General features: G+C 42.9%; 12 protein-coding genes and 1 pseudogene. 10 read left to right on the forward strand and 3 right to left on the reverse strand.

Annotated elements, in window-relative coordinates; translation table 11 throughout:
• The first annotated feature begins 196 nt into the window (after positions 1-196).
• From dacB to bluB, 3 genes and pseudogenes are all read left to right on the forward strand, one after another.
• Entirely contained in the window at positions 197-1687 is a 1491-nt protein-coding gene (dacB, locus tag ACIQYG_RS13425) for a D-alanyl-D-alanine carboxypeptidase/D-alanyl-D-alanine endopeptidase (protein WP_402838727.1), read from the forward strand.
• Positions 1688-2110: 423 nt separating this feature from the next.
• Positions 2111-2715, forward strand: a pseudogene (locus ACIQYG_RS13430) (uridine kinase family protein).
• Positions 2716-2817: 102 nt separating this feature from the next.
• Positions 2818-3459 (forward strand): 5,6-dimethylbenzimidazole synthase, encoded by a 642-nt coding sequence (gene bluB, locus ACIQYG_RS13435; protein WP_402838729.1) that lies wholly within the window; start codon positions 2818-2820, stop codon positions 3457-3459.
• 133 nt (positions 3460-3592) lie between these two features.
• On the opposite strand, the gene rpoN is transcribed toward bluB, so the two are convergent.
• Entirely contained in the window at positions 3593-4951 is a 1359-nt protein-coding gene (gene rpoN / locus ACIQYG_RS13440; protein ID WP_402838731.1) for an RNA polymerase factor sigma-54, read from the reverse strand.
• Between the two features lie 381 nt (positions 4952-5332).
• On the opposite strand from rpoN, the gene ACIQYG_RS13445 reads away from it, so the two are divergent.
• The 3 genes from ACIQYG_RS13445 (at position 5333) to ACIQYG_RS13455 (ending at position 9846) form a co-directional block, all read left to right on the forward strand.
• A complete protein-coding gene (locus ACIQYG_RS13445; RefSeq protein WP_402838733.1) occupies positions 5333-6658 on the forward strand; it encodes an aminotransferase family protein in 1326 nt (441 codons plus the stop codon).
• Between the two features lie 18 nt (positions 6659-6676).
• Positions 6677-8110, forward strand: a complete 1434-nt coding sequence (locus ACIQYG_RS13450) for an aldehyde dehydrogenase family protein (protein WP_402838928.1) — start codon at positions 6677-6679, stop codon at positions 8108-8110.
• A gap of 215 nt (positions 8111-8325) precedes the next feature.
• The gene (locus ACIQYG_RS13455) at positions 8326-9846 is read left to right on the forward strand and encodes an aldehyde dehydrogenase family protein (protein ID WP_402838735.1); all 1521 of its coding nucleotides are present in this window, start codon (positions 8326-8328) and stop codon (positions 9844-9846) included.
• Between the two features lie 225 nt (positions 9847-10071).
• On the opposite strand, the gene ACIQYG_RS13460 is transcribed toward ACIQYG_RS13455, so the two are convergent.
• Positions 10072-12120, reverse strand: coding sequence for a molybdopterin oxidoreductase family protein (locus tag ACIQYG_RS13460; RefSeq protein ID WP_402838737.1), 2049 nt, complete (start codon positions 12118-12120; stop codon positions 10072-10074).
• A 156-nt stretch (positions 12121-12276) separates the two neighbouring features.
• Between ACIQYG_RS13460 and putP the strand changes: the two genes are divergently transcribed.
• The 4 genes from putP (at position 12277) to megL (ending at position 17760) form a co-directional block, all read left to right on the forward strand.
• Entirely contained in the window at positions 12277-13746 is a 1470-nt protein-coding gene (putP, locus tag ACIQYG_RS13465; RefSeq protein ID WP_402838739.1) for a sodium/proline symporter PutP, read from the forward strand.
• Between the two features lie 374 nt (positions 13747-14120).
• Entirely contained in the window at positions 14121-15188 is a 1068-nt protein-coding gene (locus tag ACIQYG_RS13470) for an ATP-binding protein (protein WP_402838741.1), read from the forward strand.
• Between the two features lie 47 nt (positions 15189-15235).
• The gene (locus ACIQYG_RS13475; protein WP_402838744.1) at positions 15236-16372 is read left to right on the forward strand and encodes a DEAD/DEAH box helicase; all 1137 of its coding nucleotides are present in this window, start codon (positions 15236-15238) and stop codon (positions 16370-16372) included.
• A gap of 212 nt (positions 16373-16584) precedes the next feature.
• Entirely contained in the window at positions 16585-17760 is a 1176-nt protein-coding gene (megL, locus tag ACIQYG_RS13480) for a methionine gamma-lyase (protein ID WP_402838746.1), read from the forward strand.
• 17 nt (positions 17761-17777) lie between these two features.
• On the opposite strand, the gene ACIQYG_RS13485 is transcribed toward megL, so the two are convergent.
• Complete coding sequence (locus tag ACIQYG_RS13485; protein ID WP_402838748.1) at positions 17778-18506, reverse strand: TspO/MBR family protein; 729 nt, start codon at positions 18504-18506, stop codon at positions 17778-17780.
• Positions 18507-18579 lie beyond the last annotated feature (73 nt).

Here is an 18579-nt window from a genome sequence, read left to right on the forward strand (position 1 = left end):
TCTTTATACTTATACGGATTATCTTACAAAAAAGTTCCCTATCATAAGAACTTGTTTCCATGGGGTGCCGGCCGAATAATCCTGCAGTTTCCCGAGTATATATAAATAAGGAACTTTCTAGTGGCTCTTTTCTTTTTATAAGACAGTAAAATGGACAAGATAGAAGATGTAAGTTTTTAGAGTGGGAGTGATAGGTTTGACATATAAAAGGAAGTTGAGTTTTATATTCTTCCTGTTTTTGATTTGTTTTTTTGATGGGGAATCGAAGCAGGCTGCAAATGATGATGGAAACCTAGAGAAGGAAATTCAACAAATATTAGAGTATTCGCCGGGATTGGCTGGGGCTTTGACGGGAATTTCCATCCGTTCAGCTGAAACGGGGGAAATGATTTATGAATGGGGAGCGCAAACGAGATTGCGGCCTGCTTCGAACCTTAAGCTATTGACTGCAGCAGCTGCGCTGGAAACTTTAGGGGAAGATCATGTTTTTCAAACAGAACTATACATAAAAGGAGTGCAGGTTGGCCATGTTCTGCAGGGAGATGTATATCTGAAGGGAAAAGGAGATCCCACATTATTGGAAAAGGATTTTGATGAGCTGGCAGCTTCATTGAAGCGCAGGCAAGTTAAGCTGGTTCATGGGGACCTTATAGCGGACGATTCTTGGTATGATGATATTCGCTATTCCCAAGACTTGGTTTGGAGCGATGAACAGGAATATTACGGAGCAGCCGTTTCGGCTTTAACCGCATCCCCTAATGAAGATTACGATACCGGTACCGTCATCGTGGAGATAACGCCTGGGGAAAAGGCTGGTAAAAGGGCAACGGTGAAGCTGGAGCCGGAAACGGATTACGTGAAGGTCATCAACAAAACGAAAACTGAATCGGCAGACAGCAATAAGAAAATTGAAGTCGAACGGTCTCATGGCACACAAGTCATTACGGTGTCCGGGACCATTCCGGAGCGTTCTGGGGTGACCAAAGAGTGGATCTCGGTGGAAGATCCCACGGAATATGCCCTGAGCCTATTTGAAAAATCAATGAAGAAACATGGAATTAAAGTGTTGGGAAAAAGGGAAAAAGGGAAAACGCCAGTAGAAGCGGACTTGATTGCCACTCATCAGTCCATGCCGCTTTCACAGCTGCTTATTCCTTTCATGAAATTGAGCAATAACAGCCATGCCGAGGTTTTGGTAAAGGAAATGGGCAAAGAGGCAGAAGGGGAGGGAAGCTGGAAGGATGGTTTAAAGGTTACTCGAAATCAGCTCAAGAGTATGGGTCTCGATATACAAACGATCATGATGCGTGATGGATCTGGCATTTCCCAAGTCAATATGATTCCAGCGAATGAAATAACGAAGCTTCTGTATGCCGTACAGGAAAAAACATGGTTTCCTGCTTACTTGAATGCTTTGCCGATTGCAGGCAACGAAAATCGGATGGTGGGGGGTACGCTAAGAAAGAGGATGAAAGGGACACTTGCAGCCGGGAATGTTCGCGCTAAAACAGGGACGATTTCAGGAACGAGCTCCTTATCAGGTTATGTGACGACCAAAAGAGGGGAAAAAATTATATTTTCAATCATCTTGAATAACTTTGTAGAAGAAAAAGGCATTACGGCAATCCAGGATAAGATAGCCGTTATGCTCGCGGAACAGGAAAACCTATTGGGAAGTGGCCATTAGTATCCATGGAAAGCAAGGTATGTAGTTCAGATCTGTGATAAGCTGCTCGTCATCTGCCAATTTATTTTCTTCGGCAAAATAAAGCCGATAAGCCGTTTTTTATTTGCTGACTCGATGTCGGGTTTCAATCGGAGATTCGAATGGCGTTTCAAATCGATGTTCATTATATAACATTGCATCAAGCCGGCTTTTGAACCATCGAAGACCTTTAAGGCCAAGCTGTTTGATCGTAGACAGGGTCTCCATGAAGTGAGGAAAAGCTAACCTTTTCCTTCTCTGTTTCTTGAATCAAACATGAAGCTTGGAAGCATATTGGATTTTATTCAATACCAGCACCTTCCTCTTATTTTTTTCATTTATCCGCTCAAGGAAGGATTTTAAGGGAGGATTAATAGAAATAAGTAGTATAGGGGGGGAATGCTTATGAACTTTCCAACACTCAATGGACAGTATACGATTAGCAGTCTTATAGCTGAAATTCACGAAATTTCAAAAAAACGCTCACTCTATATATTGGCCATAGATGGTCGGGGCGGGTCTGGAAAAAGTACACTCGCTTCCTGTATCCAAGCAGAATTTCCAGGTAGCGTGGTCGTTCATATGGATGATTTTTATTTGCCGTCATCGGATAGGGTTAAACTGCCTCCATCCCAAAAGCAGATTGGAGCGGATTATGATTGGGAACGGGTTTGTAACCAAATACTGAAATCGCTTACAAAAGGGGGAGAAGGAAGGTATCAAAGGTATGATTGGGAATCGGACACGATGGCCGATGGCATGTGGTTCCTGCTGGAGGCCTTGTCATTATAGAAGGAACATATTCTATCCGTAAAGAATTGGCAGGGTACCATGATTTCACGATTTGGGTGGAGTGTCCCCGTGATCAGCGATTGAAACGTGGCCTTGAGCGGGATGGTGAAGATGCACGTCAGATGTGGGAGGATAATTGGATGGTTTATGAAGATCTTTATGTGGGTGCACAAAGGCCTCAAGAAAGAGAGAATCTTGTTGTGGACGGAACGAGCTGAATCTGGGATATCTGGAGCTCGCTTTTAATTGTAAGGGTTTATCTATAAAATATATTATATGTTTAGATAAATTTCTGGGGAGCCGGAAACTGGGGGGAAACGATGTTTACTAATGAAGAACAAGCTGCCGTATATAAAGCCATTTATAACCGAAGGGATATCAGGAGTTTTTTGCCTAAGCCCATTTCAAAGGATATACTCCGCAGAATTTTGGATGCTGCACATCATGCGCCGTCTGTAGGATTCATGCAACCTTGGAGTTTCATCGTGATTTCATCGCAGGAAACCAAGGACAGTTTGGCATGGGCAGCGGATAAAGAGAGAAGGGCCCTCGCTATTCATTATGAAGGAGGTAAAGAAAATAAGTTTCTTGGTTTGAAAGTGGAAGGGTTAAAAGAAGCACCATACACCATTTGTGTTACATGCGACCCGACACGGGGCGGCTCCCATGTTTTAGGGAGGAACTCCATTCCGGAAACCGATATCCTATCCACGGCCTGTGCGATTCAAAATATGTGGCTGGCAGCCTGTGCGGAAGGATTGGCAATGGGATGGGTAAGCTTTTATAAGAAAAATGATATTCGTGATATTTTGGAGATTCCGCCGCATATAGAACCCGTCGCACTCCTGTCGATAGGCTATACGGATCAATATCCGGATAAACCCATTCTTGAACTTGCTAAGTGGGAAAAAAGAAGGCCGATGGACGAACTTATTTTCAAGGATAAATGGGGGAATAAATAAAACGATATATTAAGGTTCTAAAACTTGTTTATTAAGCCCCTGGTTCAGGGGTTTTTTGTTGTGAGGAAAATATAGAAGACTCTTACGAAAGATGCATCTTTTGAAAGAGTCTTTTTAAAAATTTGGTTTGATTTTAAAATCTGCGCCGTTTTGAAGATCCCGGTATACCGAGATCTTCACGGTATTTTGCAATAGTCCGGCGGGAGATCTTCGTCCCTTCATTTTCGAATATTTGACAAAGTTTCTGATCTGAAAAAGGCTTTATTTTATCTTCATCGGCAATCAAGACCTTTATTTTTTCCTTGATGGTGGTCGTTGATTCGGTTGCTTGGCTGTTCACGCGGTTTAACCCTCTAGTAAAGAAGTTCCTTATTTTGAAGAGGCCATGCGGCGTCTGGATATATTTATTGCTCGTCGCCCTGCTGATCGTTGATTCATGAAGCTGAAGTTTTTCCGAAATGTCCTTCAGTGTCATAGGTTTTAATCCTGTAATTCCCTTCATGAAAAACTCATGCTGCTCATCCACGATTGACGCTGTCACTTTGTAAAGTGTCATTTGCCTTTGTTCGAGCCCTTTTAAAAGTAATTGGGCATCATTTATGTGCCCTTTTATATAATCTTTAGCTGGATTAACAGAATTCATGGCGACGTGATTCTTGTAGTAAGGATTGATGGAAAGTTTAGGTGTGCAGCTATCGTTGACCGTTATCAGGAAACCTTCTTTTTCTTTTTCCACGTAAACGTCCGGAACGATGTAATGAGTCATATCATTGGAAAAGTGACTGACTGGACGCGGGTTTAACGTACGGATGAAATCCGAGGCCTCTTGTACTTCTTGAACGGTCACTTGGTGAAGGGCGGCAATTTTCCTGTAGCGTTTTTCTGCTAAATCCGCTAAATGCTTTTTAACGATCTTATACGCCAATTCATTGTGATTCTCATGCTCACGCAGCTGAATGAGTAAACAATCGGTCAGATCTTTAGCCCCGACTCCAATTGGGTCAAGGGATTGCAATACTTGAATCATATTTTCGATTTCTTCCACGGGTACGGAAAAATGCGAGGCAGCCCAATGGGCATCCAATTCAAGAAATCCATAATCATTTAAGTTTCCAATCAAAAATTGGAGAATCTTCTTTTCAAATTCTTTCAACGAACTTAGTAAACTCAATTGTTCCAGTAAATGGCTTTCCAGTGTTTCTGTGTTAACTGAATAATTGTTGATAGGGTTGTAATCATTGTCTCCGGTGAAACTTTTACTTTTAGAGGAGGATCCACGTATCTGAGAATTTATTTTATGTGTACGAATATTAAGTGATGCGAGGGGGTCTTTAAAGCTAATTTCGAGAATGGGATTTTCGTAAGCCTGTCGGTTCAGGAAATCTATCAGTTCATGGGTGGAATATTGAAGGATATTGATCGATTGCTGTAATTCAGGGGTTAATGATAACTTCAAGGTTTGTTTTTGATACAGTTCAAATCCTACCTGCATATATATCAACTTCTTTCTTTAAGATTAACATAGCGGCTTAAAAGGAATGAAAAAATATTAACATGATAATAATACAAATCTTACGAAAATTCAATATTGTGTGTCAGGTTTTGTAACATCAATTAGAAAATAATGAGGGGGATTCAAAAAAATGCTTGTATTTCAGTATTTAATCTAATGAATGGGAGTTGTTGATTCGAATATGAATCAAACGATTTATATGTGAATCAACACGTACTACTATTGATTTGAATATGAATCATTTTAACTTGAATACCTTTAATATAAGGCTCATATAATTTGGCATGCATCTTGCTACATCTATAAATATAAAAATAAACTAGCTTGAAAAAATCCATTACAGAGAAGGGTGTTTTTTACATGATTAAAGAGACGACGGGTATTCAGGAATTAATCGATTTGGATAAAAAGCATTTTATTCATCCGACTACGGCAATCGAACAACAGCAGACAGATGGTCCAAGTTTCATCTTTAAGGAAGGGAAGGGGATATATCTTACGGATGTCACGGGCAGGACTGTCATTGATGGCATGGCTTCACTTTGGAATGTGAATATTGGACATGGACAAGAAGAGATGGCTGATGTCGCGAAGGAACAAATGGCGAAATTAGCTTTCACCTCAAGTTTCGCCACTTTCAGCAATGAGCCGGCAATCCGTTTGGCGGCCAAAATCGCTTCCATCGCGCCAGGGGATTTGAATGCAGTTTTCTTCACTTCAGGTGGATCGGAGTCGAATGATACGGCGATCAAACTTGCTCGTCATTACTGGCTTTTGAAAGGGCAGCCTAATCGTCAAAAAATCATTTCCCGCTCGAAATCCTATCATGGAGTGGCAATGGGAGCTACAAGTGCGACTGGCCTGAAGCCGTTCCGAGATTTCACGAATTCAATCGCACCTGATTTTTACCATGTGGACGCTTCCTCCATTGAGGAGTTGCGTAAGGTCATAGAACAGGAAGGACCGGAAACGATTGCGGCATTTATCGCTGAACCGATTCAAGGGGCCGGTGGCGTGAACCTTCCTCCTGAAGGCTATTTTAAGGAAGTAAGGGAAATTTGTAATGAATACGGGATTTTGATGGTGACGGATGAAGTCATTACAGGTTTCGGAAGAACAGGGACTTATTTTGGGATTGAACACTTTGGTGTTGTACCTGATATGATGTGCTTTGCAAAAGGTGTAACGAGCGGATATGCACAGTTAGGCGGGGTCGTCCTGAATGATAAGATGCATCAGGATTTCATTGCCCTTTCAAAAGGCACGCTTTTACATGGCTACACTTACAGCGGGCATCCGATGGCATGTGCGGTTGCTTTAAAAAATATTGAAATAATTGAACGTGAAAACCTGATAGAAAACTCGAAACAGCGTGGTGAAGAGTTGCTTGCCGGCTTTAAGAAGCTTCAAAGCAAACATCCGATTATTGGTGATGTCAGAGCACTTGGACTAATTGGAGGCATCTCCATCGTAAAGGACAAACAAACAGGTGAAGGCTTTGAGTCACAGCTTGCTCCAAGACTTGTTGCTGAAGCGGCGAAGAATGGTTTGATTTGCCGCTCTGTTACGTTTGATCAAGATACACTCGTATTCGCACCGCCTTTAATCATTACAAAAGCGGAAGTCGAAAGAATGATTGAAATCCTTGATGTGACATTTACTGCTGTCGAAAAAGAAATTTTATAAGAGGTGAAAGTGATGGTCATGACGGAAACGCTGAAAAAGAAATTATACATTAATGGTAAATGGCAAGAAGCTGAAAAGTACACGACACTAAAGTCTCCTTATAGCGGGGAAGTCCTAGCGGAGATTCCTTCGGCGAGCCTTGAAGACGTCGAGTTGGCAATAGAATCAGCCTATCAAGCTAGAAAAACAATGGCAGCTTTACCTAGTCATAAACGCGCTGCCATACTTGAAAAGCTTGCGAGCCTTTTGGAAAGCCGCAAAGATGAGGCAGCTGAAATTATTGCAAAAGAGGCAGCGAAACCGATTAAAACGGCAATGGTTGAAGTATCCCGGACGATTGCCACATATAAATTTGCAGCAGAGGAAGCAAAAAGGATTCATGGAGAAACATTGACGATGGATGCAACAGCTGACGGAGAAGGAAGGATAGGGTACACCGTCCGTGAGCCTCTAGGCGTTGTGGGTGCGATTACGCCTTTTAATTTTCCGATGAACCTTGTTGCCCATAAAGTAGGCCCGGCCATTGCTGCCGGAAATACACTTGTCCTGAAACCTGCGAGCCAAACACCGCTATCTTCACTATTTCTTGCCGAACTATTAGCAGAAACGGATTTGCCGGCAGGTGCGTTTAATTTAGTCACCGGAAGCGGTTCGGTAATCGGTGATAAATTAGTCACCGATTCACGGGTGAAGAGCATTTCATTTACCGGAAGTCCGGCTGTCGGAATCGGGATCCGTAATAAGGCCGGGTTAAAGAAAGTGAGTCTTGAACTAGGTTCGAATGCGGCTGTCATCGTCGATAAAGGGATCAATATCGATAAAATCATCCAACGCTGTGTATCGGCAGCATTCGCTTTTCAAGGGCAGGTCTGCATTTCCTTACAGCGCGCTTATGTTCATGAAGAGGTGTATGATGAGTTCGTCAAAAAATTCATGGAAGTAACGAATGGCTTGAAACTAGGGGATTCTTTGGACCCGTCTGTGGATATTTCGGCATTGATCAGCGCTGGGGATGTACAGCGAAGCCTGGATTGGATCGGTGAAGCTAAACAACACGGTGCGATTGTTGCAGCAGGAGGTAAATCTGAAGGAAATATCCTGCATCCCACTGTGTTGCTGGAAGTGGATGCAATGCTTAAGGTATCTTGTCAGGAAGTCTTCGCTCCAATTGTTTTGATCAATAAGGTTTCTTCCGTTGAGGAAGCGATTGACTTGGTCAATGATTCCGAATTCGGATTGCAGGCCGGGATTTACACAGAAAATATCAATCTGGCTCTTTCTGCCGCAGAAAAATTGGAAGTCGGCGGTGTTATCATTAATGATATCCCAACTTACCGTGTTGACAACATGCCATATGGCGGAGTCAAAAAAAGCGGGACTGGTCGCGAAGGGCTGAAATATGCCATTGAAGAAATGACGGAAATGAAATTAATCATTATTAACCGGAATTAATCAGAAAAGAGGTGGGCAGCTGCTCATCTCTTTTTTCTATGAATCTTGTAAGAGATTGGCCCATGAGTTATGCAAAAATGAATAGGTAATTCACCACTGAATTTAAATAAGACAGGAAAGGGCAAAAAAACGTGAGTTACCTAATATTTCAAACTGGCATGAATCTTGCTCATATTTTATATAGGTAGATATCTTAAAACCGAGGAGGAAATTACATGCAGGAAACTTTGCAAAATAATACGAAAAAAGAAGGAACGGGAGCACTGGACTTAAAGATGTTCATCAATGGGGAATGGGTGAATTCGACTTCAGGTGAGAAGAGGGATGTATTGAATCCGGCCACGGGGGAAGTTATTGCCAAAGCAGCGGAAGGGACACAGGAAGATGTGAATGCAGCGGTCGAGGCAGCAAAATATGCTTTCTATGAAGGTGGTTGGTGGGGAACTCCGGCCGTCGAAAGAGCTCGCATTTTATTCAAAATAGCCGACAAAATAGAAGAAAAAGCTGAAGAACTAGCTGCGTTGGAGACATTGGACAATGGGAAACCATTGCGTGAGGCTCGTTATGATATAGCTGATTCGGCAGCCTGTTTTAGATATTATGCAGGATTGGCTACAAAACCGACAGGTCAGACTTTTGAAGTTCCTGACGGCCAGCAAGCGATGGTCGTAAGGGAACCGATCGGTGTCTGCGGGCAGATCGTTCCATGGAATTTCCCACTGATGATGTCCGCCTGGAAACTGGCTCCGGCTCTTGCTGCAGGAAATTCCGTTGTGTTCAAACCATCTGAGATCACTCCGGTGACGGCGGTCAAACTATTTGAAATCATGGATGAGGTAGGATTGCCAAAGGGTGTTGCAAATCTTGTGTTAGGAGCGGGGCCAGTTGTCGGACAAGCCATTGCAGAGCATGAGGAAATCGATAAAGTAGCCTTTACAGGAGGAACGGCAACAGGACGTAAGATCATGGAGGCTTCACTGGGTAACCTAAAGAAAGTGACATTGGAGCTCGGCGGTAAATCACCTAATATCGTATTTGCGGACTCAGACTTTGAGACTGCCGTTGACTATGCTCTATACGGGATTTTCTGTAATCAAGGACAAGTGTGTTCAGCAGGCTCCCGTTTACTGTTGGAAGAGTCAATTTACGATCAATTCATTGCAAGTCTTACTGCGAAGGCGAAAAAGATCAAAGTAGGTTCAGGTTCTGATGAAAACAGCCAGATGGGACCTATCGTTTCAGAAGCCCATATGAACAAAATTTTATCGTATATCCAAATCGGAAAAGAAGAAGGTGCCAAATTAATCGTCGGTGGAAATCGAATTAAAGAAGAAGGCATGGATAAAGGTTACTTTGTCGAACCTACTATTTTTGTTGATACGACACCGGACATGAGGATTGTTCAGGAAGAAATTTTTGGACCGGTGCTTGTCGTTCAAAAATTCAAGGATGAAGCGGAAGCTCTTCGACTTGCCAATGATACAAAATATGGTTTAGCCGGAGCGGTGTTCACGAATGATATCGCAAAAGCATACCGTGTCATTAAAAAAGTGCGTGCCGGCATCACGTGGATAAACTCATATCATCCGACTTATAACGAAGCTCCTTGGGGAGGGTTCAAGCAAAGCGGAAATGGACGCGAACTGGGAACCTTCGGTTACGAAGCTTACACCGAAGTGAAGCAAATCAATAACAACTTGGATATTCAGCCAACAGGCTGGTTTGATGAAGAGTAAATAGATTGACGAAAAAAGGCTGTTCCTTGGGGAACAGCCTTTTTTCGTGGAATCGGAAATATAATGCCGAAATCGGAGATAAAATCCGAGAAACGCAGATAAAATGTCGAAATCGGAGATAAAATGCCTGAATCGCAGATAAAACCCGAGAATTGCAGATAAAATAGAAAAACGCAAATAAAATGTAGAAATCGCAGATATATTTAAAGAATGCTAAACATTGTTTTACTTTTGTCGGACTTTTTCAAGATCAACCCGTCCTGAAAAGAAAACGGCGCCATTACCCATATCTGCGAGGCGATCTGGGGTAAGGGAATTGATGTGTTGTTTTGTTTTAGGTGCATTTTGCCACAAGCCTTGGCTGACAAGTACGCCGGGTAACACATTTTCACCGGGAGCAGCGGTAAGCAAACATTCACCGCGATCATTCCAGATTCTAACCATATCTCCGGCGGCTATCCCCATTGTTTTGGCATCAGCGGCATTCATGTGCAGTTTCGGTTCCTTTTCCATGGAGATATGTTTGGCATTATTTGAAAAGGTTGAATTCAAGAAATTGTGATTAGGTGCCGGAATGAATAAAAATGGCAGGTCGCTGTCTTTTATGATTGGCGTATATGTTGGCAAAGGCTCGTATCCATCCTGTTTCATCCGTTCGGAATAAAGTTCGATTTTACCGCTTGGTGTCGGGAGTTTTCCTGGGAACAGCGGCTGCATTTTGGCTTTGACAAATTGATTCTTTGAGAGGGAGTCATAGGTAATGCCTTCCAAATGCGGGTTATCGGGAAAATTCAGCGCCTGCCGTATCATATCTTCCTCTGAATCTCTAAATGCTTGTTCCACAAATCCCATTCCAATAGCTAACAGTTTGAACAATTCAACATTCGATTTCGATTGGCCATATTTTTCGACTACAGGTTTTTGTATTTGCACGTAATTATGCCAGTATGAATTATAAAAATCCTCCGTTTCATAAGATGATGTGGCAGGAAGGACGAGGTCGGCAAACATGGCCGTTTCGGTTAAGAATAGATCATGGACAACTGTGAATAGATCTTCCCGCATTAGACCTTCCTGCACCTTATTTGCATTCGGAGCGACAAGTGCTGGGTTTGATCCGTATACAAACATGGAGCGAATCGGGTTTTCTTTTTCCAGAAGAGCTTGACCGATTTGGTTCATATTAATGGTGCGGGTAGCTTTATTTTGCAATAAATCAGGACGTCTTAAGGCATTTATATTAAAGGCTAGATATCCTGAATTACCTTTGATGGCTCCGCCGCCTTCCGCCATCCATTGGCCGGTAAGTGCAGGCAGGCAGGCAATGGTACGTACCGCCATGCCTCCATTGTCATGGTGCTGCAGGCCATTGCCTATCCGAACGAATGATGGACTTGTGGTGCCGTACATCCTGGCTAGTTCATATAAGTCATCAATTGGAACGCCAGTTATCGCGGAGACGGTCGCAGGGTCATATTGGCGGACGTGTTCGCGCAATTCAGCAGCACCCACTGTGTATTCATCGAGAAAGGGCTGGTCGACTAGATTCTCGGCATATAGTATATGCATTAATCTGAGGGCGAGTGCACTATCGGTGCCAGGCAGAATCGGAATGAACCAATCTGCCCACTTGCCGGTTTGGTTTTTATGTACGTCAATGACAACTACTTTGGCCCCGTTTTTTCGGGCTTGCTGGGCAAGCGTCACTTGGTGCATATTTGTGCTCACAGCGTTAATGCCCCACATGATGAAAAGCTTTGTATGAATCGTTTCTTCTGGATCGATGCCGAATGAACCACCCATTGTATAGCTGTATCCGACTGAGCCAGCCGCATTACAAATGGAACGCTCGAGCATGCTTGCACCGAGTTTGTTGAAAAAGCGGCGATCCATCCCCTCGGCGCTGAGGTTCCCCATGTTTCCGTAAAAGCTGTAGGGAAGTATGCTTTCCGGTCCGTGCAATTCGATCAGGTCTTTCCATTTGGAAGTGATTATATCAATGGCCTCTTCCCAGCTGATTGGAGCGAAAATCCCTTCCCCTTTCGGACCTATGCGCTTTAATGGCTGTTTTAAGCGATTGGGGTCATATAGGCGAGCAGTCATGTTTCGGACTTTGTTGCAAATATTACCTTTGGTGACTGGATGATCAGGGTCTCCTTGAACTTTAATGATTTTCCCGTCTTTTTTGTGCAGCAGTAAACCGCATTGATCAGGACAGTCAAGAGAGCAAACAGAGGGAAAGACTCCATCTGGCTGATTGATATGGGATTGCATGGCGTATTCCTCCAAAATGATTTATTCTAATAAAATGAATTTTCTTATTTATATTGAAAGTGAAATCGTTGAAAGGTGCAAGAACTTCTTAACATATGTTTTTTTTTCTGATAAGCTTACAAGATGAAAATTAACCTATAAATAGGAGGATTCATTTTGGAGTATGGAATTATAATATCAATTGGAATATACATGGCAGGTATGCTGCTAATTGGCTATTTGGCGTATCGGAAAACGGCTAACCTAACCGATTACATGCTTGGCGGCCGGAACTTGGGCCCGGCTGTGACTGCATTGAGTGCAGGGGCTTCCGATATGAGTGGCTGGCTGTTGATGGGTCTCCCTGGTGCGATGTACATAAGCGGGTTGAGTGCTGGCTGGATTGTCATCGGCTTGTGTGCAGGCTCCTATTTAAACTGGTTATTCGTGGCACCAAGACTTCGGACATATACGGAAATTGCCGGCAATTCGATTACGATTCCCGACTTTTTGGGAAATCGGTTTAAAGATGGCTCCCGGGTCTTAAAAGTGGTATCAGCATCGGTCATTTTAATTTTCTTCACCTTTTACACTTCTTCGGGCATGGTAGCGGGCGGTGAGCTTTTCCGTACGGCTTTCCATTTAGATTACCGGTGGGGCATCTGGCTGACGGCGAGCGTCGTTATTCTTTATACATTATTTGGCGGATTCCTGGCTGTCAGCTGGACGGACTTCGTACAAGGTACAATCATGTTCATTGCCTTAATTCTAGTACCAGTTGTCACGATTATAAATATTGGGGGCTGGGATCCTGCCTTTAATGAAATAAAATCGATTAACCCGAATTTATTGCATGTTTTTGAAGGAACATCAACCATTGGCATCATATCTCTTCTGGCATGGGGGCTTGGTTATTTCGGGCAGCCTCATATAATCGTTCGATTCATGGCGGTTTCATCTGTTAAAGAATTGAAAAGTGCACGGCGAATCGGTATGGGATGGATGATTTTTGCTATCGTCGGAGCGATGTTCACCGGATTGGTGGGGATAGCTTATTTTAACCTGACAAACAGTCCTTTAGGGGAAAGGAATGCGGAGTCCGTCTTCATCATTTTATCTAAAGAACTGTTTCCATCTTTAATTACAGGCTTCTTGTTGGCTGCGATTTTAGCGGCGGTCATGAGTACGATTGCATCACAGCTGTTAGTATCGGCAAGTGCTCTGACAGATGATTTCTATAAGCAGTTCATTCGGCCGAATGCATCTGATAAGGAGTTAGTGCTGGTGGGTCGGTTTGGTGTATTGGCGATATCTGCCATTGCCCTATTATTGGCTTTTAATCCAAGCGGTACGATTCTTAAATTGGTTGGTTATGCATGGGCTGGTTTTGGGGCGGCATTCGGTCCTGTCATTCTGTTAAGCCTGTATTGGAAACGGATGACGAAATGGGGAGCCCTGGCGGGAATGATTGTCGGTACGGCAACCGTGATTGTCTGGGATATGATCGATAAGTTCGCTGGAGTATACGAAATCATTCCTGGTTTCATCGCTGGTTCAATAGCGGTGGTCGTTTTCAGCTTATTATCGGCCAAGCCTGCAAAAGATATAGAAGAAGAATTCAATCAAGCCATTAAAAACCTCTCTTGATTTATTGAAGGTCCAGTTAAAATGCCGGTGATTTTTATACGATATAAAACAATGAATGCAATATATATGGTACAATATCCATAGAGTCCTTATGTTGAAAACATGAGGGCTTTTTTTGAGTGATTTGGGAATAATAAACCAAAAAACAATACAAAGGAAAAAATATGAACCAATCTCATAAAATTGCATGTAAAGTGGCTTTTATATATATATTCATTGGGGTCTTATGGATTATCGTTACGGATTACATCTCTATGTCGCGGGCAAGGGCAGATGTTCAGATATATGCAATGTTTCAACATTCCAAAGGGTGGATGTTCATATTCATAACAGGGCTTTTCCTATACTTCATAATCAGGTATTGGACGGGGGAAATGTTGAGGTCCCAACAGGAATTCATTCTGAAGGATGAACAGTATCGGTCGCTATTCAAGCATAACCCGGATTGTATCCTTGAGCTGAATCTCGAAGGAAATGTTGTTTCGATAAACCCGGAAGCTGAAAAACTGTTAGGTCATCATAGTGACAATTTGAAAGGCAAGAATGCGAATCATCTCCTCAACTGGAATGAAAGTGATAAAGTATCTGAGTTCTTTATACAGTCCCTTCAAGGGGAGGCTGTAAAATTCGAAACGACCATTCAGAATAGCAGTGATGAACAACGGATAATCCGTGTAACTTTTTTACCGATCATCGTTCACTCGGAAATGCTTGGAGTATATGCAATCGTTAGGGATATTACTGAATTGCGGCGCGAAGAGGAATTGATGATCATGTCTGAAAAGCTATCTGTTATCGGACATCTGGCTGCGGCCGTCGCACATGAGATAAGGAATCCGCTGACATCGTTAAAAGGATTTGTACAGTTAATGGATATGACCAAGGAAGTGAACCCGCTGCATTCTGATATCATGTTGAAGGAAATTGACCGAATCAATATTATCTCAAGTGAACTTTTGGTTCTTGGGAAGAAACAGGATGTCGCATTCTGCAGGATCGATCTTGCCGACAGTTTACAACAGGTATTCACGTTGATGAAGGCAGAAACGAATTTGAAAAATATCGAAATGGGGCTAAGGATTAAAACCGCCGAACCGATTTATATTATGGCTGATTCAATTGAACTTAAACAGTTGATAATCAATATCGTCAAGAACAGCATTGAAGCGATTGAGGATAATGGAGAAATTGATATATCGCTGCAAACCATCGATGGACAAGCTGTAGTCAGCGTGAGTGATAATGGCATGGGAATGGTGCCAGAGCGTCTTGAACGGATCGGTGAGCCTTTTTATTCGACGAAGGAAAAGGGAACAGGGATCGGGCTTGCAATTTGCCGGAAGATCGTTCATCGCCTTCAGGGGGAAATGAATTTTGAAAGTGAAATAAACAAAGGGACGACGGTTACAATTCGTATTCCGTTGGCTACAGGACAAGAATAAATGGTACTATGAAAGATAGGAAAAGTTTTATATTAAAGGAGAACGATATGAGCGAATTACCTGCAATAGTGAACGATAGAAAACCATATATACAAGAGGTCTGGAAAAAGTCCGGATTCGGACAGCTTACTCCGATTCAAACGAAAGCGATTCCCGTGATTGTCGAGGGAAAGGATATCATGGCCGAATCACCGACTGGTACGGGAAAAACATTAGCATATTTACTGCCATTGCTGGAAAAGATAGATCCTGAAAAAAAGTCGCCCCAAGCTTTGATTCTGGCATCATCACGAGAACTGGTCATGCAAATCAATGAAGAAATTCGCATTTGGTCAGAGGGAAGCGGCATTACGGGTGCAGCATTCATCGGCGGTGCTAATGTGAAAAGGCAGTTGGACAAACTGAAGAAGCGTCCACAAGTGATTGCTGGAACACCGGGGCGGATTTACGAATTGATTGCCCAAAAGAAATTGAAGATGCATGAAGTTAAGACGATAGTGCTTGATGAAGGTGACCAATTGATCACTCCAGAGCATATGGGAACAATCAATAATATCATCAAAACAACGCTAAAGGATCGGCAAATCATGGTGTTTTCAGCAACCCTGCCAGAAGAAACGGAAAAAGCGGCCCGGGGATTCATGAATGAACCCGTAATGATCAAGATCGATAAGCATGAAAAAATGGAATCAAAGGTGGACCATCTTTACTTTGTTGTTGAGAGACGGGAAAAGTCCAAGATTCTCGAGAAAATCACAAGACTTAAAGATGTGAAGGCACTTGCCTTCCTGAATGATATAGCGGAGCTGAGCGTCTTACATGAAAAGCTGAGTTATAAAGGTATTGAAATGGGCGTGCTTCACAGTGAATCCAATAAAGTCGACAGGGAGAAAGCGCTGCGCAAGCTTCGTTCCGGAAAATCCCCGATGCTTATAGCAACGGATGTAGCGGCAAGGGGGCTTGATATTAAAGGTCTTACTGCGGTCGTTCATATTGATATGGCTGACAACATCGAACAATATATCCATAGATCCGGTAGAACTGGGCGTGCAGGTGCAGATGGCACGGTCATTTCAATCGTAACGGAAAGAGAAGAGCGGGAGCTGAAAAAAATGGCTCGTGAACTGGAGATTCCATTAACGAGAGTAACCTTCTATGGTGGAAACATCGTAGTCGATGAATGATTCGGAAAAAGGGACGGCCATGGCGGCTGTCCCTTTTTTTACATTCCCGTTAGGATTAAAATTAAAAGAGTTGCTCAATTTGCAGAATCCAACTGAACAGAAAACCAGATAATATTTCCTGAATTCATGGTCCACTTATATGAATGAAAACGCTTCCTTTATATGGTTTTTTGACATATGATAGAAATAGACATAGGTTAGGAGGAGACGGTATGACAAGAAAGTATAAACAATTTGAAACGGCAGTCATCCATGAAGGATATGACTCGAAGAAGCATTTGGGAAGCTTGGCAGCACCTTTATTCCAAACCTCAACATTCACTTTCGAAAATGCCGAGCAAGGGGAGAGGCGTTTTGCCGGTATGGAAGATGGATATATTTATTCCCGCCTTGGAAATCCAACGGTACAAGTGCTAGAAGAAAAGATTGCCGCACTGGAAGGCGGGGAAGCTGGTCTTGCTTTCGGTTCAGGCATGGCTGCCGTCTCAGCGGTACTTTTTGCGTTAACTAAAACAGATGATCACATCCTCTGCTCACAGGGGTTATATGGTTGTACATTTGGCCTTCTACAGCTAATGAAAAATAAATACCGGATAACTCATGATTTTTGTGAAATGGATACAGAAGAACAGGTTAGGAAAATGATCCGGCCGGAAACGACCTGCATCTATGTAGAAACCCCGATCAATCCGACGATGAAAATGATCGACTTACAGATGGTGGTGAGGGTTGCGAAGGAATATAATGTGACGGTCGTGGTCGATAATACGTTTTCGACGCCCTACCTACAGAGACCGCTTGAATATGGCTGTGATATCGTCCTTCATAGCGCTACTAAATATCTTTGCGGGCATGGGGATGTCGTTGCGGGACTTGTGGTGGGTAAAAAGGAATTCATGAATCATATAGCTGGGACTACACAGAAAGATATCGGTGGAATCATTTCACCATTCGATGCCTGGCTACTATTGCGGGGGTTAAAGACCTTGCCTGTCAGGATGGACCGTCATTCGGCCAATGCAACGGCAATCTTTCATGAACTTAAGAAACATCCAAAGGTGAAAAAGGTATATTATCCAGGTGATGATGCTTCACCGGATCACTATATAATGCAAAAACAGATGAAACATGGCGGCGGCCTTATCTCTTTCGAATTGCATGGCACAAAACAGGATGGACAGGTATTCCTCAATAAATTGAAACTTATCAAAATTGCCGTAAGTCTAGGGGATGCCGAAACATTGATCCAGCATCCCGCTACCATGACGCACTCTGCCGTTCCTGAAGATTCACGAGAACAAATGGGCATCAGTGACCAGCTGGTCCGTCTCTCAGTTGGCCTTGAAGCTTGGCAGGATGTATGGCAAGATCTTCAGCAAGCATTTTAGGGTACCATATCCCTCATTTAGTTCCTTCTATTTTTAATGAAGATGGTGATGGATACGATAAAAGTGATGGCAGCCAGGATATAAGATATGTCTGTGATTATCGGATAGGCGCCGCTATTTCGTATCCCGATGCCTATGAACGCCCAAACGAATACGAGAGGATAGCACCAATCCCGGTTTTTACCTACAAAGACAAAGGCAAGGGTTGTTGCTGCAATCAGCAGGAAGATCGTCCAGTTTAATCTGGAAACCCCAAAACCGTCCCATTTGATATAGGTGAGGTAATAAGAAATGTTAGCTATGGTTGCAACACTTACCCAGCCTGTATAAACGGAAAACGGAAATAGGTCGAAAGTCGTGTGTTCCACTTTTTTTATGCTTGTATAAATGATCATTAAAGTAACCAACAAAGCAATGATAATGAATACGGATAACAAAAGGTGTTCATAGTGCCAAGCCAAAAGCCAAGCAACATTCAGGACACAGCTTAAAGCGAACCAAGGGAAGGATGCCTTATAAGCAGGGCTGTTTTGATATTTACTTAAAAACTGCCTGAAGACCCAGATGGCGAGCAGGAAATAGATCAAGCCCCAAATGGAAAATACATAACCGGCAGGAGTGAAAAGGACATCCAGTTTATCGGAAATCTTTCCTGATGTCTGGCCGTTCAATGGCAGGAAATTGGCTGAAAAATTCATCGTGACGACGAACAGATAGAATATCAAGTTAATGATGGAAATAAGCATGTTTTTCCTCCTTACTTGAATTGTGATCCTCTAACCCTATTCCACATATTTACCTTGGTTAACCTTTTTGGAG

Origin of the sequence: Peribacillus sp. NPDC096622 (assembly GCF_044762665.1) — a bacterium.
GTDB lineage: Bacteria > Bacillota > Bacilli > Bacillales > DSM-1321 > Peribacillus > Peribacillus frigoritolerans_B.

Coding starts and splice junctions, on each gene's coding strand:
- bluB (WP_402838729.1), top strand. CDS start 2,818: ATGTTTACTAATGAAGAACAAGCTGCCGTATATAAAGCCATTTATAAC.
- rpoN (WP_402838731.1), bottom strand. CDS start 4,951: ATGCAGGTAGGATTTGAACTGTATCAAAAACAAACCTTGAAGTTATCA.
- ACIQYG_RS13445 (WP_402838733.1), top strand. CDS start 5,333: ATGATTAAAGAGACGACGGGTATTCAGGAATTAATCGATTTGGATAAA.
- ACIQYG_RS13450 (WP_402838928.1), top strand. CDS start 6,677: ATGACGGAAACGCTGAAAAAGAAATTATACATTAATGGTAAATGGCAA.
- ACIQYG_RS13455 (WP_402838735.1), top strand. CDS start 8,326: ATGCAGGAAACTTTGCAAAATAATACGAAAAAAGAAGGAACGGGAGCA.
- ACIQYG_RS13460 (WP_402838737.1), bottom strand. CDS start 12,120: ATGCAATCCCATATCAATCAGCCAGATGGAGTCTTTCCCTCTGTTTGC.
- ACIQYG_RS13470 (WP_402838741.1), top strand. CDS start 14,121: ATGTTGAGGTCCCAACAGGAATTCATTCTGAAGGATGAACAGTATCGG.
- ACIQYG_RS13475 (WP_402838744.1), top strand. CDS start 15,236: ATGAGCGAATTACCTGCAATAGTGAACGATAGAAAACCATATATACAA.
- megL (WP_402838746.1), top strand. CDS start 16,585: ATGACAAGAAAGTATAAACAATTTGAAACGGCAGTCATCCATGAAGGA.
- ACIQYG_RS13485 (WP_402838748.1), bottom strand. CDS start 18,506: ATGCTTATTTCCATCATTAACTTGATATTCTATCTGTTCGTCGTCACG.